A 14,040-nucleotide genomic window follows, 5' to 3' on the forward strand; every position below is an offset into this window, starting at 1 on the left:
GATGAAGCGCGTGGGCGTGGGTCGTCCATTCTGTCACGGGGGCGCTACGAGCAGGACAACGAGAAAGACGAGGACTCCGCGATGGACTCGACGTCGGCAGCCGTGGCAGGCGCCGTCACCTTCCTGTGGCTCGGCATGGTGCTGGCGATCTCCTTCCTGGAGGCGCCGCTGAAGTTCCGGGCCCCAGGGGTGACGATCCCCATCGGGCTCGGCATCGGCCGGATGGTCTTCCGTGCGCTGAACCTCGGCGAGGCCGTCCTCGCCGTCGTCGTGGTCGTCGCGGTCGCCACCGGCGGCCCCTCCGCGGCCGTCGTGGCGCTCACCGCCGTCGTGGTGGCCGTGCTGGCCGTACAGCTCGGCGTCGTACGCCCGCTTCTGAACCGGCGTTCCGACGCCGTGCTCGCGGGCGAGGACCCTGCGGAACACCGCTCCCGCGCGCACCTCTACTACGTCGCGCTGGAGACCGTGAAGGTCCTCGCGCTGCTCGCGCTGGGCTGTGCCGCTCTGGCGGGATGACGGTGCCGGACCCGCCGGGCCGCAGAACCTCTACCCACGCCCGGCCGGGTCCGCGGCCCTGGCCCGCCGTACGGCCGCGAGCGCGGCCAGGACCATCCCCACGGCCACGACCAGCAGCCCGCGCAGCCACACCTCGGCCTCGATCTGCGTGGCGAGCGCGACGCAGGACGCGGCGCCCAGTACGGGGAGCACCGTCGGGGCCCGGAAGTGGTCCGCTTCGCCCGCGTCGCGGCGCAGGACGAGTACGGCCGTGTTGACCATGAGGAAGACCACGAGCAGCAGCAGGACCAGGGTGGACGCCAGGGTGGCGACACTGCCGGTGAGCGCGAGGAGCATCGACAGCAGGGTCGTGACCGCGATCGCGGCCCACGGCGTACGGCGACCGGGCAGCACCCTGGTCAGCGCGGCGGGCAGCAGCCCGTCCCGGGCCATGCCGTAGGCCAGCCGGGAGGACATGATGCCGGTGAGCAGCGCGCCGTTCGCCACGGCGACCAGCGCGACGGCGCTGAACAGGCGGGTCGGGACGCCACCGGCCGCCTCGACGACCTCCAGCAGCGGCCCGCTCGACCCGGCCAGCCGGGCCGTCGGTACCGCCACGGACGCGGCGAGGCCCACCAGCACGTACACGGCCCCCGCGGTGGCGAGGGCACCGAACAGCGCGCGCGGGTAGGAGCGCCGCGGATCCCGGGTCTCCTCGGCGACGTTCACCGAGGTCTCGAAACCGACGAAGGAGTAGTACGCCAGTACGGAACCGCTCAGGACGGCCGCCGCGGCCCCCTTCTCCGGCGTGCCGAGCTGCCCGAGCCGTGCCACGTCGCCGTCGCCGCGCAGCAGCAGCCAGACGCCGAGGCCGACGATGACGAGGAGGCCGCCGACCTCCACGACGGTGGCGACGACGTTGGCACGGGTCGATTCCTTGATGCCCCGCGCGTTGACCAGTGCCAGCAGGGCGAGGAACAGCACGGCCACGAGCCCGACCGGCAGTGTGATGAATTCGGACAGGTAGTCGCCCCCGAAGCCGCGGGCGAGTGCGGCCACGGAGACGATGCCGGCGGCGAGCATGCAGAAGCCGGCGACGAACCCCGCGAACGGTCCGAAGGCGCGGGTGGCGTAGTGGGAGGCGCCGCCCGCCCGCGGATACTTCGTGGCCAGCTCGGCGTAGGAGGCGGCGGTCAGCATCGCCAGCAGCAGCGCGACGACCAGCGGCACCCACACCGCTCCCCCGGCGTCGGCGGCCACCTGGCCCACCAGCACGTAGACACCCGCGCCGAGCACGTCGCCCAGGATGAAGAAGTACAGCAGCGGGGTGGTCAGCGCGCGTTTGAGCGCCGGGCTGTCAGGGGTGTCCGCCGACCGTTGCGTTCCGAGTCTCGCCATGACGCCTCAGGTTTCCCGCCGGGCGGAAAACACGCCACGGCAGGCTGAGGGAGATCAGCCGGTGACCTCCTCGTCCTTCGCGAGCGCCGTGGTGCGTGCGTCGACCGTCTTGCGCAGGTTCTCGACGACGGTGTCCAGGGCCGTGCCTTGCTCGCTGTCCGCGCCGGCCGCGCTCGCCTGGTCGGCGACGCGGTCGAGCGCCTTCAGCGCGGTGCCCGAGCCGTAGAACTTCTCGTACAGCTCCCGGTACGCCTTCTTGTAGACGGCGTCGAAGGCGTCGGAGGCGAGGAACCGCTCCTTGAGCGCGTGGCCGCCCATGCCGCCACCCGCGCCGCCGCCCGGGCCGCCGCCCATGCCGCCTTCGCCGTCCTCGCCCTGCGCCGCACCACCGCCGGGCATACCCTCCGGCATTCCCTCGGGCATCCCTTCCCGCGTACCTTCGGGCGCACCTTCCGGCATCCCCTCCGGCACCTGGGTGTCCCCGCCCGGCGCGCCCTGGCCGCCCTCCCTGCCGGCGCCCATGCCGAACTCGTCGTCCGGGCCCGTGGTCGCGTCACCGGAGAGGGTGAGGTTGTAGTCCCAGCCCAGTACGGAGAACTTCTTGGTGTCCAGGTCGTACCGGAGCAGGTAGTTCTTGCCCGGGCCCGCCATGTCGTCGGAGTTCAGCAGCAGGTTCTGCGCCGCGACGTACGTGGCGAAGGACTCCACGTCCACGTACTCGTCGAGGTGCTCGGCGAACTCCTCGTCCGAGGCCTGGTCGACCCACCGGATGAGCTTCACGACCGGTTCCAGGTCCTGGCTGCCCACCTTGTTGAGCTGCTTGAACGACTCCTCGTAGTCGGTGGGGTCGTCCCCGACGTACGCGAAGCTGCTGCCGGCCCGCGCCTTGTACATCACCCCGTTGCCGTCCCCGACGGAGTCGGCGTACTCGGTGTCGGGGTTCTCGACCATCAGCCGGGTGGCCTCGGGCCGGTCGTTGACCTTGACCGAGGTGAAGGCGTACCGCTCGTTCTTCAGACCGCTGGTGCCCATCAGGTTCAGCGTCAGCGCCTCGTTCACCGGCACCTGTCCGTTGCTGCCGGGGCGCAGTGAGATCTCGCGCTCGCCCTGGTAGGCGCGGCCCTCGATGTACTCGTCGACCTTGATCAGCCAGGGCAGTTCCTCGGGCTTGTCCTCGGACAGGTCGTACTGCGTCATGCCCCCGCCCATGCCGCCCCCGCCCATGCCGCCCCCGCCCATGCCGCCCCGGTCCCCGGCGGTGTCCCCGGCCCCGCCGCCCTGCTGCTGCGGGGCCGGGGCTGCTCCCTGCCCGGCCTCTGCGCCACCGGCGCCACCGGCGCCATTGGCACCACCGGGCACGTTCCGGCCGCCACCGGGCGTGTCCCGGCCGTTGCCGCGCAGGGACATCAGGGTGGAGTTGCCCTTCAGACGGAGCCCGACGTCTTCGAGGAAGACCCCGTCGACGGTGAGGTCGGCCTTGATGTACTCCTTGTTCCCGTCCTCCTGGAACTCCTTCATCATCTTGTCGAACTCGGTCTGGTCGTACTGCAGTTGGACGGAGTGGGCGACGGATGTGTCGTAGAGGCCGACCGTCCCCCGGACGTCGTCCGTGATGACGTCGGCCTCCACGCGGGAGGAGGAGGTGACGTACGGCGAGACGCGGGCGTCTCCGAAGGCGTAGACCATGACCGCCAGCCCCGCGCACAGCGCGCCGACCGGCCTCCAGTGGTGCCGCAGCCGCACCGGCACCCGGTCCTTCAGCCGCCGTCGCGCACGCACCGGCGTACCGTTGCCCGGCATCACAGGTCGGTCGTGTCGTAACCGGTCAGGACCGTCACCCGCTGCCCGGAGGTGCGTTCCTGCAGCGCGCTGACCAGGTCACCGGGCTCGGTGCCCTTCTTCATGCGCACCGTGTAGAACACCTCGTTGAGGGCGCCGCCCCGGATCGTCTCCGTGCTCACCAGCTCGTACTCGCTGGTGTACTTGATGAGCACGTCGCTGATCGCCGGTCCGTAGTTCTCGCCGGCGGGCACCTGCACCTTGACCACCTGGCGCTGGACGTTCAGGGCGAACCAGTTGAACTTGAACATGATGACGACGACGGCGCAGACGACGACGGCGCCGACCGCGGCCAGCGTGTAGAAGCGGGCTCCGCAGGCCATGCCGATCGCCATGGCGAGGAAGATGAAGCCGACGTCCCTTGTCTCCTTCACGGCATTGCGGAAGCGGACCACGGACAGCGCGCCGACGAGCGAGAACGCCCGGGCCAGGTTGGACCCGACGACCAGCATGATCAGGGCGACGATCATGCCCACGATCACCAGGGTCTGTACGTAGGACTGGCTGTAGGAGACGTTCCGGTGCGTGTACCGGTAGACGTAGCCGATCAGCGTACTCAGGACGAACGACAGCGCCATGGCGGCCACGACGTCGGCGACGCTGAACGTGCCGCTGAGTTCCTGGAGATCGAAGTTCACTGTGCTCCTGCCTTCACGGACGCGTCGTGCGCCGACCGCTGCTCGGACAGCGGGGTGGTGGGGGTGGGAGGCGGACAGTCCGCCTCGTTGACGTGGAAGACGGACCGGGGGGCCAGGCCGAACGCCTCGACGGACTGCACGTACTTGGAGACCCGGACGAGGCTGAGGTTGCGGCGGGCGGCAAGGTCGGTGATCCAGTGCGGGGTTCGTTCGTTGACCTTGACCTCCATCACGGACATGTGCGGCGGGATCGTGAACCGGTTCTCGGCGTTCGGCGTGCCGAAGTGGAAGTCGCGGTCCCGGCCGCGGATGCGCCGGTCGAACGTCACCCGCAGACCGGTGTCCGCGGCTCGGCCGACCAGGGCTTCGCGCTGGTAGCCGGTGATGGCGGTGGGCTGCAGGTTCAGCCGTACGACGAGTTCGAGGACCTCCTGCACGAAGGCGCTCTCCCCCGCCCCGTGCTCGATCACCCGCCGCCCGTCGCACAACTGCCGGGCGGTTCCGTACGGGAGGGTGATCCGGCGCTTCTGGGTGACCCGGTTGACCCGCTGCTTGATCTCCACGCACACGGGGGACTCGTCGGTCACCTCGTCCAGGTTCCCGTAGTGCCGGATGCGCAGCTTGCGCCGGAACTTCAGCCCTTCGATCTTCTCCCAGTAGAAACGCAGTTGGGGAGTGTCGTAGTACAGGCTCCAGACTCCGTAGCCGCCGACGGGGCTGTTCAGGTCCCGGTCCATGCGCTCGGCCAGCTCGTCCCGGATCCCGGCGGCCTGTTCGACCGGCACGAGGTACTTCAGCTCGAACCGGTTGAACGCGTGCAGCCTGCCGGCCACGTGCAACGGTCCCTCGCCCTGGCCCTCGCCCTGGCCCGGCAGTGCCACCATGCGCCTCCTTCGTCCCCCCGGCCTCGTCGACCGGCACGGGACACGGAACAGGCGTCACCTGGGAGAGAGCTGAGAATGCGGCGTCAATTCCTGATGAATACAAGGTGCATTGAAGGTGTATTACGGATGAACAACGCAGGCCATCCGTCACCGGGTCTTCCTGTAACCCGGTCCTCCTGCAACCCGGTCGCCCTCCACCCCGGTCATTCCGCCACCCCGTCCTCGTCGCCCCGGCCGTCACCGAGGAGGCCGGGCCCGCCACCCGCCCCGGTACTCCTCGCAGTGGCCGTCGCCGCGGTCTTCCTGCGGAGCCGCACCGACACGGTCCAGCCAGTGGATGCGGAGCCCGCCCGCGGCGAGACGGCCGCGGGGCGGGTTCACCGGGCGCTGAGGCCGCGCAGCCGTTCGTTGCGCTGTTCCAGGGCCCTGGCGGTGGTCGGGAAGAGGGTGCCGCCGCCCTCACCGACCCGGTCCTGGGTCCGGGTCACGAAGTCCCGCGTGCCGCGCTCGTAGGCGGCGAAGCCCGCGGTGTGGTCCCGGTCGGCCAGGGAAGCGGCGAGGTTGTGGGCGCCGATGAGGGCGAGGCTGGTGCCCTGGCCGGTGAGGAACGAGGGGGCGTGCGCGGCGTCGCCCAGCAGCGCGACCCTGCCGCTGGACCAGCGGGGCATGCGGATCTGGCTGACCGCGTCGAAGAACACGTCGTCCGCGTCGCGGAGCGCGGCCAGGATGCCCGGGACCTCCCATCCGGCGTCCGCGAAGACCTTTGCGAGCAGGGTCCGTTGGGCGTCGGGGTTGCCGAGGGCGTCGTGGGGCGGGTCGGGTCGGGCGAAGTTCAGGAAGGCGTGCACTTCGTCGTCGTCCCCCACGGCGTAGAGGGCGGCGGCCCTGCCCGGGGTGTTCCACATGACCGTCTCGTGGGAGAGGCCGAGGGCGTTGCGCATGGTGAACACGGCGAAGCAGTGGCCGAGGTACCGGTGGAACTGCTCCTCTGGGCCGAACAGCATCTCCCGGGTGCGGGAATGCATGCCGTCCGCGCCGAACACCATGTCGAACGTACGGCTGTCGCCGCCGCGGAAGGTGACGTCGACTCCGCGGCCGGACTGGTCGAGGGTGTCGACGGAGTCGTTGAACAGGAACTCCACGTCGTCCCGGACCGCCGTGTACAGCGCGTCCGTCAGGTCCCCGCGCCGTATCTCCAGGTCCCGTCCCGTTGCGCCGCCGGTGACGGCGTGCGGGTGGAGCGAGGCCACCTCGCTGCCGTCCGCGTGGAGGAAGGTGAGCCGGCGCAGGTCGATGTGCGCGTCCCGCAGTCGCGGCAGGATCCCCATCTTCTCCACGACGTCGAGTGCGGTGCCGCGTACGTCGATGGGGTAGCCGCCGCTGCGGAGCGCGCCGGCCTTCTCCACCACGGTGACCGCGTATCCGTGACGGTTGAGCCAGAAGGCCAGGGCGGGGCCGGCGATGCTCGCCCCGGAGACGAGGACCTCGGGCCTGTGCGTGGTGCGGGTCATGCTTTGACTCCCTTGCTCATGGTGCGGGTGACGAACAGGGCCAGCGACGTGACGACGCCGGCGATGACGAGTCCGGTGACGTAGGCCGACTCGGCCGCGACCTCCGACCCGGAAGGGGTCGCGGCGGTGAGCAGCGCACCGCCCAGCTGCCCGCCGACGGCGTAGCCGAGGACGCGGCTCACCAGGATCAGGCTGGTGGCGATGCCGGTGTCGTTCTGGTCGACGGAGGTGGCGGTGCTGGTCATCATCGCCGTGACGCACAGCCCGTTGGCCAGCGCGATCAGCGCCTTGCCGACGACGAGATGCCAGATCTCGGTGTGCACGACCGCCAGGGCGACCAGGGAGACGGTCATCATGACGACGCCGGTGTTGACCACGGCACGCGAGCCGAAACGCCGGTCCCCGATCCCGCCGAGCGGTCCGGCCAGCGTCGCGGCGATGGCGCCGGGCAGCAGGAAGAGGCCGATCTCGGTGGCGCTCGCCCCGAATCCGTACCCGTCGCCGCGCTCGTCGAGCAGCTGTGGGACGAGATAGACCGCCATCGCGGTGCCGAGGCAGATCACGAACGTCAGCACGCACGCCTTCCACATCGCGGGCCGTGCCAGCATGCGCAGGTCGATCATCGGCGAGGCCGCACGCCGCTCGACCCTCACCCATCCGGTGACGAACGCGGCCAGGACCAGCACGAGGGCGAGGAGCGCAAGCGGCTGCGAGCCGACTTCGGGCGCCAGCGCGAGGACGAGCATGAGCGTGACCAGCATCCCGCTCAGGAGCAGCAGGCCGGGCCAGTCGATCCCGGCGTCGTCCGTCCGGCCCGGCGGATCGGCGGGCATCAGCCTGTTCACGAGCAGGGTGGCCCCGATGACCGCGAGCGTCGGGAGGGCGAACATCCAGTGTCGCGAGAGCTGTTCGGCCACCGGCCCGGCCGACAGCATGCCGACCATGCCGCCCCCGACGAAGAGTCCGCTGACCACGCCGATGGCCACCTTGGACTCGCCCGCGGGGAGGTGTCTGCGGACCACGATGAACGACAGGGGCAGCGCGCCCACCATCGCGCCCTGCAGTACCTGGCCGAGCAGCAGCACCGGCAGGTTCGGGGCCAGGGCGGACACCGTGCCGCCGACCGAGACCACCGTCATCAGCAGGATCAGGACCCTCTTCCCGCCGTAGCGGTCACCGAACTTGCCCGCCAACGGGGTGATGAGCGCTCCGGTGATGAGAAGGACGATGCTGAGCAGCGCCCCCTCGGACTGGCTCATGTCCAGTTCCCGTTCCAGGAGCGGGATCGTCGGTGACACCACCGACTCCAGGGCACCGGTGGACAGCGCCAGCAGGCCGAGGGCCCCGACCGCGGCCTTTCCGATGCGGGTCGGAGGAGCCGGGGTCGTGGTCATGAGCGTCCGGCCGCGTTCGTACCGGCCGGCTCACCGGTTTCGCGCTCTTCCTGTCGACTTGTCATCTCCGCCTCCTTGTCCGTGCGGGCGCCGTCCGTGGGTGGTACGGCGGTCCCTGGGCGACGGGAGGAAGAGTGCGGTGACGCCCGCGCGCCGGGCGTCATATCCGGGAGCCAATGTGGAGGTGCTACCGGGGTAGGGGGTGGGAGGGCCAAGAGCCCGGGCGCGGCAATGTGGAGGCCCTCCCGCAGGTGGAGGCCGACGCGCGACCGGGCAGTCCCCGGGCGCTCATTCCTGGGCGGCTCGCCCGCCCTCCCAGCTGAGCTCGACCGTCAGGTGGCCGTCGAGGCTTGACTCGGCGATGACAGCACCGGCCTCGGTGCTCAGGCGTACCCCGAACTCCACCTCGATCTTGTCCGGGCACACGGGCTCCTCGCCCCGTGGCCGGCCACGGCGCCGTCGTCCGTCGGGCGTGCCTGCGGGAAACGTGCCCGGAGCCGGCGGATGTCCCAGCTCACGCAGCCTTTCGGCGTACGTGGCCAGGAGACGCCGTCCGCTCCCCGCGCCGATCAGCGCCGGCTCCCCGAGGAGACAGGCCCGTACCTCCACCTCGTACGCGCCGATACCGTCCGGCAACTCGGCGAGCAGGTGCTCGAGGTCCCGCAGCCGCTGAGCCTTGACCGGCCTCGCAGCCACCGAACGCGGCGACCGGCCGGCGTCCCGCTGCCCGGGCCGCTCCTCCAGTGCCCGCTCGGAACCGTCGTCGCCGGGCGTCACGTGCTGGTGGCTCACGCTCCGAGCGCACGAGCGTACGAGCGTACGAGCAGCACGACAGCCGACTTGGCTGCCGGCCGTTCGCGACGACGCCATCAGACGGCGGCTCCCTCACCGTCGACGAGACCGCGGATCGCGGACAGGACGCCGTCCAGGGCGCCGGGCTCCGCGGCGAGGGCGGCCAGGGAGACGGACGGCCAGGCGTTGTAGTCCTTTGCCGGCAACGCCGCCAGCCGCTCCACCAGCCCGGGCACGGCCGGCAGGGCCGCGGCGAACGCCGCCGCCCGCTCGCGGCCGAGGTGATATGTGATCGACCCGAAGGCGAAGGAGAGGTCGTCGCGGACCGGGTCGTCCTGCAGGGACAGGGTCCAGACCGGCACCTGCCGCCCGGAGACGGGGTAGTAGACGGACATGCTCCGGTACTTGGCCGTGCCGCCCTCGAGTCGCCCGCCGGCCGCCGCGTGATCAAGCAGGGCCGCCGCGGTCCGCCGCACCTCCGCATCGGGGCGGGACCGAATCGCCGCGTCCATCTCGACCCGGGTGGTCCGCTGCGTGGTACGGCGGCCGGAGGGTGACTTCGCCGCCGTGGCGACCTCCCCGTGGATGCGCGGCACGAGGACACGCAGGTCTCCCCCGCCGCGGTACTGGGTCAGCTCCACCGCGTACACGTCGGTCTGCCGCATCTGCCGGTTCAGGAACTCCACGATCGCCCGCAGCTCCAACGGGATCCGGTCGGCGACGAACAGCAGCCGCATCTGCCCGGCGGCCAGCCGTTCCTCGACCGTCTGCCAGAACTCGTCCGCGGAACCCTCGCCGAGGAACTCCCCGTACGCCTCCTCCAGGGGACGCCCGTCCTTGACGCAGGTGTCCTCGAAGGACCGCTGCAGCAGGGCGGCAGGCCAGTAGCGGGCGGCGTTCGCCGCGTAGTCCAGCATCTGCCCGACGACCTCGCGCCGGATCCTGGTGTCCGTGGCCCGCTTGACCTCCACCAGCGTCGGCACGCCGTCGGCGTCGACGAAGAGGTGGTCCAGCCAGTACGCCGACCCGCTCTCCGTACTCGTCGGGACGCCCATCTCGCGGGCCACCAGGACCAGCCGCAGCGGCCGGCCGTCGGCCAGGGACCCGAAGTCGAGCACCCGCGGATGGAGCGCCAGCAGTTCCTGGAACTCCTCCTCGGTCTCGAATCCGGCAAGCTCCAAGGCCTCCAGTTCCTCACCCAGGACGAACACCGGTTGATCAGTCATGCGCTCCCCACCCTCACCGTCCGGCTCCCGCAGCCGCCGATCGCCTGCTCATCGCTCCATACCGTGCCGGAAATCCCGGCGGCCCACTGGCCGACTGCCGAAGATGTCCTCCCCCACATGATCGGCGGCGGGAGGAGGCCGCACCCACCAGCGGATCCGAGCGGCCGTCCAGCCGGCGGGCAAGACCGCGTCGTGTCGCTGGTGAGCGCCCGCCACAGCCCCGCGCCCGGAAAACGGCACACCCGGCGCCCCCTGCTCCCGAGCACCGCCGACGGGCGTTACGGCCACGAGGCACAGGGGACTCGCCGACCATGACACTCACACAGGGCACGAACCGTTCACGCAGCTCCGGCCTGGGGCCGGCCGCGAGCATCGGCATCGGTGCCGCGGCAGGCGTGACGGCCGCGGCCGGCCTCCTGTTCGGCCGCAAGGCGGCCACGGTCGGCAAGATCGGCAAGGGGCACCCGCTCAAACACCGCGCGCTGGACCTGGCGGCCGGCTCGATGCAGCGGAAGTACCCGCTGGAGGCGATGAGCACCTACCTCAACGGCTTCCACCTGTACGCCGACGACATGGGCCGGCAGGTGGAAGCGACGCACTTCTGCATCCACCTCCAGCACGACCTGCACCAGTGCGTCATCTTCGACCGCAACGCGCCCGACGCCCGCCTGATCGGCATCGAGTACATCATCAGCGAGGAACGCTTCCGCGGCCTGCCCGAGGACGAGAAACGGCTCTGGCACAGCCACCACTACGAGGTCAAGTCCGGCAGCCTCACCGCCCCCGGCATCCCCGACCTGGCCGAACACGCCTACTTCGAGGACCTCGTCACCACCTACGGCAAGACGTTCCACACCTGGCAGTACGACCGCGACGACTTCCCCTACGGCATCCCCCAGCTGATGATGGGCTTCACCGAGGACGGACAGGCATCGGACGAGATGATCCGGGCCCGGGACGACAGGCTCGGCATCTCGACACCGGGCAAGCGGGAGAACCGCGCGGACATCCCCATGCCGGAAGTGGCACCGGGCGCCAACGCGTGGGAAAGCGGCCGGACGGTGCAGACCCGCCTCGAGGAGACCGACTTCAAACGCTGAACGAGCGGGTCCCACAAGAACGCGACCAGTCCGCCCGGCGGCTGACAGGAGCCGGCACCGGAGACGTCCGGCGGGACAGTGGCGGCGCCGGCGCCGTTGAACCTTACATGACCGTGCTCAGCACGCTCCGCGCCTTGGGTGGAACGGGCCGTGTTCTTCTCCTTCGGGTTGCCCATGCTGGGCGTCGGCCCCCGCTCCGGGACGATGTCGGCGCCTGCTACGACCTTCCGGTTGTCTCCCTTGTCGCGCAGCGTCTTCTGCAGCTTCTTGATGTAGCGGGCGAGCTGTGCCGGGCCGTCGGCCTCGGCGGGGCCGCCGGCCTGCTTCACCTCCCAGACCTCGACCGCCGAGCCACCGGGGATCTTCACCTCGTTGTCGAAGTCGTCGTTCGGGATTGGGACTTGAGAAGGCGGAGAACGCCGAGCTGCGGCGGGCGAACGAGATCCTCAAGGCGGCCTCGGCTTTCCTCGCGGCCGAGCTCGACCGGCCGTCGAAGCGCTCGTAGCCTTAATCGACGCACACCGCCAGGTCTTCGGAGTCGAGCCGATCTGCCGAGTCCTGACCAGTCACGGACTGAAGGTCGCGACGAGCACCTACTACGCGGCGAAAAGCCGCATCTGGCGGCAGCTGCACTGTGAAGGCATACCGGTGGCTTGGTGCACCGTCGCCCGGCTGATGCGCGACCTCGGTCTGGAGGGCGCCCCACCTTCTCGAGGCCGGTCGGCAGGGCGGGCTGGGCCGATGAGGCCGTTTGGCTACCGCGACGCAGGCAACCCCTTCTTGTGTACCGGATGGAATGCACCGACTGTGCATCTATGGCGCGGTCTGGCCCGGTGTCAGGCCGATCCAAGTCGGCGGCTCACCGAGGCAGTGATGCGTCGACGCCATGACGATGTCTCGGCGGCGTGCCGCAGCCCCTGGCCACCGAGTGCCCGGTCGCCCGGGTCGGCCCAGTCCGGCGGTGTGTCCCCGTCCACCATGAATTCCAGCAGCACCGGGCCCTTGGCCCCCAACGCCTCCTCCCAGACGAGCGCCACATCACCCGGACGGACGCAGCGAACGGCGGGCAGACCGAGCAGTTCGGTGTACTGCGCGTAGGACACCGCGGGCACCTCGCCGGTGGTCGGGATGCGTGGGTTTCCGTCTCCGTGCCGACGCTGCCAGGTGAGCCGGCTGAGATCCTCGTTGTTGAGGACGCAGAAGATCACCGGGGGCAGGTCGGCGAGGCGTTGCAGGTGTCGTCGCACGGTGATCAGCTCGTTCATGCCGCCCGCTTGCAGTGCCCCGTCGCCGACCAGGGCGATCACCGGGCGTTCGGGACAGGCCAGACGGGCGGCGACCGCGTAGGGGACGGCAGCTCCGGGCGTGGCGAGGTGCCTGGAGAGCAGGGCACGCATCCCGTCGCGCAGGAGGAGGTGCCGGGTCCACCAGTCCAGGGCCGAGCCGGTGTCGGTGACGACGACCGCGTGGTCCGGCAGCCGTGCGGACAGTTCGGCGACCACGGAGCGGGGGCTGATGGCCATGCCGAAGAAGCGACGCGCTTTCGCCCGCCCCTCGGCCTGCCACTCCTCCACCGCTTCCTCGACCGCATCCCGCCACCGGCTGTCGGAGCGGCGGTGGAGGAGTGGCAGGAGCGTCTCCAGCGTCAGGACAACGTTGCCCGTCACCGGCACGGCGGGACAGGCGTCTGTGTCGACGGGGCATGCGTCTGCGTCCGCGTCGACAGTGACGACACGGCAGTGCTGCGGGCCAGAGGCGGGCAGCAGAGCGGTGTCGAAGTCGTGCGCCCCGACGAGGAGCAGCGTGTCGCAGTCGCGCACGAGTGAGGCTGCGGGGGCGCTGCCAAACGCGGCGGCCACGCCCGTCATGAACGGCAGGTCGTCCGAAAGGACGTCGCGGCCCGAAGGCGTCTTGGCGACACCTGCGCCGAGCCGTTCGGCCACTTCGGTGACGAGGTCGGCGGCTCCGGCCGCGTCCGGCCCCACGACCACGGCGGCCCTGCGGCCGTCGTTGAGGACGTCGGCCGCGCGCCGCACCTGTGCGTCCAGCGGCCTCAGCGGTGGGCGCACGTGGAGTGGTGACGAGGTGGCCTCCTCCTCGCGGGGCTCCGACGGTGCCTTGGCCTCGAGGACGGGGCGGGGAACGATCAGGGTGGCCACCCCCCGGCCACCGAGCGCGGCGCGCAGGGCACGGTCCAAGGCGTCCCCGATCAGGGCCGGATCGGTGACCCGCTCGGAGTACTCCGACACATGGGCGAAGAGGTGGGCAGTCAAAACGGTGCGGCCTCGGACGCCGGCGCCCGGGGGCACCGGTGACTCGCCGATCAGGGCCACTACGGGCCGGCGGTCGAGCGCCGCGTCGTACAGCCCGCCGAGGAGGCGCAGCGCCCCGGGCCCTGAGGGAGCGAGGCAGCAGCCCACGCGTCCGGTGAGTTTGGCGTGAGCGCACGCCATGAGGGCGGCTGATTCCTCGTGCCGTACCTGGATGAACTCGGGGGCCCGCCGCCCGCCGCCCAGTCCGGCGACGAGGGGGTCGACGTCCGGCCCGGGCGTGCCGAACACCCGGTCCGTGCCCCAGGTGCGCAGACGGGCCGCGACGAATGCGGCGACGCTGGTCACTCGCACCTCCAGCTCTCGGTGCCGTCATCGCCGCTCCGGGTAGCCCGGGGCCACCCCGGCAAACCGGCACTGGTCCACGGTCACCCTGCCGGGCTTCGGTCGCCGTTTCGGCCGCGCGCCTCGGGGGCACCCGTGCCAGGCTCGG

At 71.0% G+C, this 14,040-nt stretch carries 11 protein-coding genes and 1 pseudogene; 3 read left to right on the forward strand and 9 right to left on the reverse strand.

Annotated elements, in window-relative coordinates:
* The first annotated feature begins 81 nt into the window (after nucleotides 1-81).
* Complete coding sequence (locus ABS735_RS27315) at nucleotides 82-516, forward strand: hypothetical protein (RefSeq protein ID WP_373903602.1); 435 nt, start codon at nucleotides 82-84, stop codon at nucleotides 514-516.
* A gap of 30 nt (nucleotides 517-546) precedes the next feature.
* Here the strand turns inward: ABS735_RS27315 and ABS735_RS27320 are convergent, their stop codons facing one another.
* From ABS735_RS27320 to ABS735_RS27355, 8 genes are all read right to left on the reverse strand, one after another.
* Nucleotides 547-1,893, reverse strand: a complete 1,347-nt coding sequence (locus ABS735_RS27320) for an APC family permease (RefSeq protein ID WP_373903601.1) — start codon at nucleotides 1,891-1,893, stop codon at nucleotides 547-549.
* A 54-nt stretch (nucleotides 1,894-1,947) separates the two neighbouring features.
* Complete coding sequence (locus tag ABS735_RS27325) at nucleotides 1,948-3,693, reverse strand: CotH kinase family protein (protein WP_373903600.1); 1,746 nt, start codon at nucleotides 3,691-3,693, stop codon at nucleotides 1,948-1,950.
* A complete protein-coding gene (locus tag ABS735_RS27330) occupies nucleotides 3,693-4,370 on the reverse strand; it encodes a DUF4956 domain-containing protein (RefSeq protein ID WP_373903599.1) in 678 nt (225 codons plus the stop codon). The genes ABS735_RS27325 and ABS735_RS27330 overlap by 1 nt, the downstream gene beginning before the upstream one ends.
* Nucleotides 4,367-5,254, reverse strand: coding sequence for a polyphosphate polymerase domain-containing protein (locus ABS735_RS27335; protein ID WP_373903598.1), 888 nt, complete (start codon nucleotides 5,252-5,254; stop codon nucleotides 4,367-4,369). Before ABS735_RS27335 ends, ABS735_RS27330 begins: the two co-directional genes overlap by 4 nt.
* A gap of 377 nt (nucleotides 5,255-5,631) precedes the next feature.
* Nucleotides 5,632-6,765 (reverse strand): FAD-dependent monooxygenase, encoded by a 1,134-nt coding sequence (locus ABS735_RS27340; RefSeq protein WP_373903597.1) that lies wholly within the window; start codon nucleotides 6,763-6,765, stop codon nucleotides 5,632-5,634.
* The gene (locus ABS735_RS27345; RefSeq protein WP_373903596.1) at nucleotides 6,762-8,159 is read right to left on the reverse strand and encodes an MFS transporter; all 1,398 of its coding nucleotides are present in this window, start codon (nucleotides 8,157-8,159) and stop codon (nucleotides 6,762-6,764) included. Before ABS735_RS27345 ends, ABS735_RS27340 begins: the two co-directional genes overlap by 4 nt.
* A 288-nt stretch (nucleotides 8,160-8,447) precedes the next feature.
* Nucleotides 8,448-8,951, reverse strand: coding sequence for a CU044_2847 family protein (locus ABS735_RS27350; protein WP_373903595.1), 504 nt, complete (start codon nucleotides 8,949-8,951; stop codon nucleotides 8,448-8,450).
* Nucleotides 8,952-9,028: 77 nt separating this feature from the next.
* Nucleotides 9,029-10,177 carry a hypothetical protein gene (locus ABS735_RS27355; RefSeq protein ID WP_373903594.1) on the reverse strand — a complete coding sequence of 383 codons (1,149 nt, stop codon included), beginning with the start codon at nucleotides 10,175-10,177 and terminating at the stop codon, nucleotides 9,029-9,031.
* A gap of 311 nt (nucleotides 10,178-10,488) precedes the next feature.
* Between ABS735_RS27355 and ABS735_RS27360 the strand changes: the two genes are divergently transcribed.
* The gene (locus tag ABS735_RS27360) at nucleotides 10,489-11,277 is read left to right on the forward strand and encodes an OBAP family protein (protein WP_373903593.1); all 789 of its coding nucleotides are present in this window, start codon (nucleotides 10,489-10,491) and stop codon (nucleotides 11,275-11,277) included.
* 412 nt (nucleotides 11,278-11,689) lie between these two features.
* Nucleotides 11,690-11,976 (forward strand): annotated as a pseudogene (locus tag ABS735_RS27365) (IS3 family transposase); the annotation flags it as partial.
* A gap of 137 nt (nucleotides 11,977-12,113) precedes the next feature.
* Here ABS735_RS27365 and ABS735_RS27370 read toward each other — a convergent pair.
* Nucleotides 12,114-13,895 carry a thiamine pyrophosphate-binding protein gene (locus ABS735_RS27370; RefSeq protein ID WP_373903592.1) on the reverse strand — a complete coding sequence of 594 codons (1,782 nt, stop codon included), beginning with the start codon at nucleotides 13,893-13,895 and terminating at the stop codon, nucleotides 12,114-12,116.
* Between the last annotated feature and the right edge of the window lie 145 nt (nucleotides 13,896-14,040).

Source organism: Streptomyces sp. MMCC 100 (assembly GCF_041538145.2).
Classification (GTDB): Bacteria; Actinomycetota; Actinomycetes; order Streptomycetales; family Streptomycetaceae; genus Streptomyces.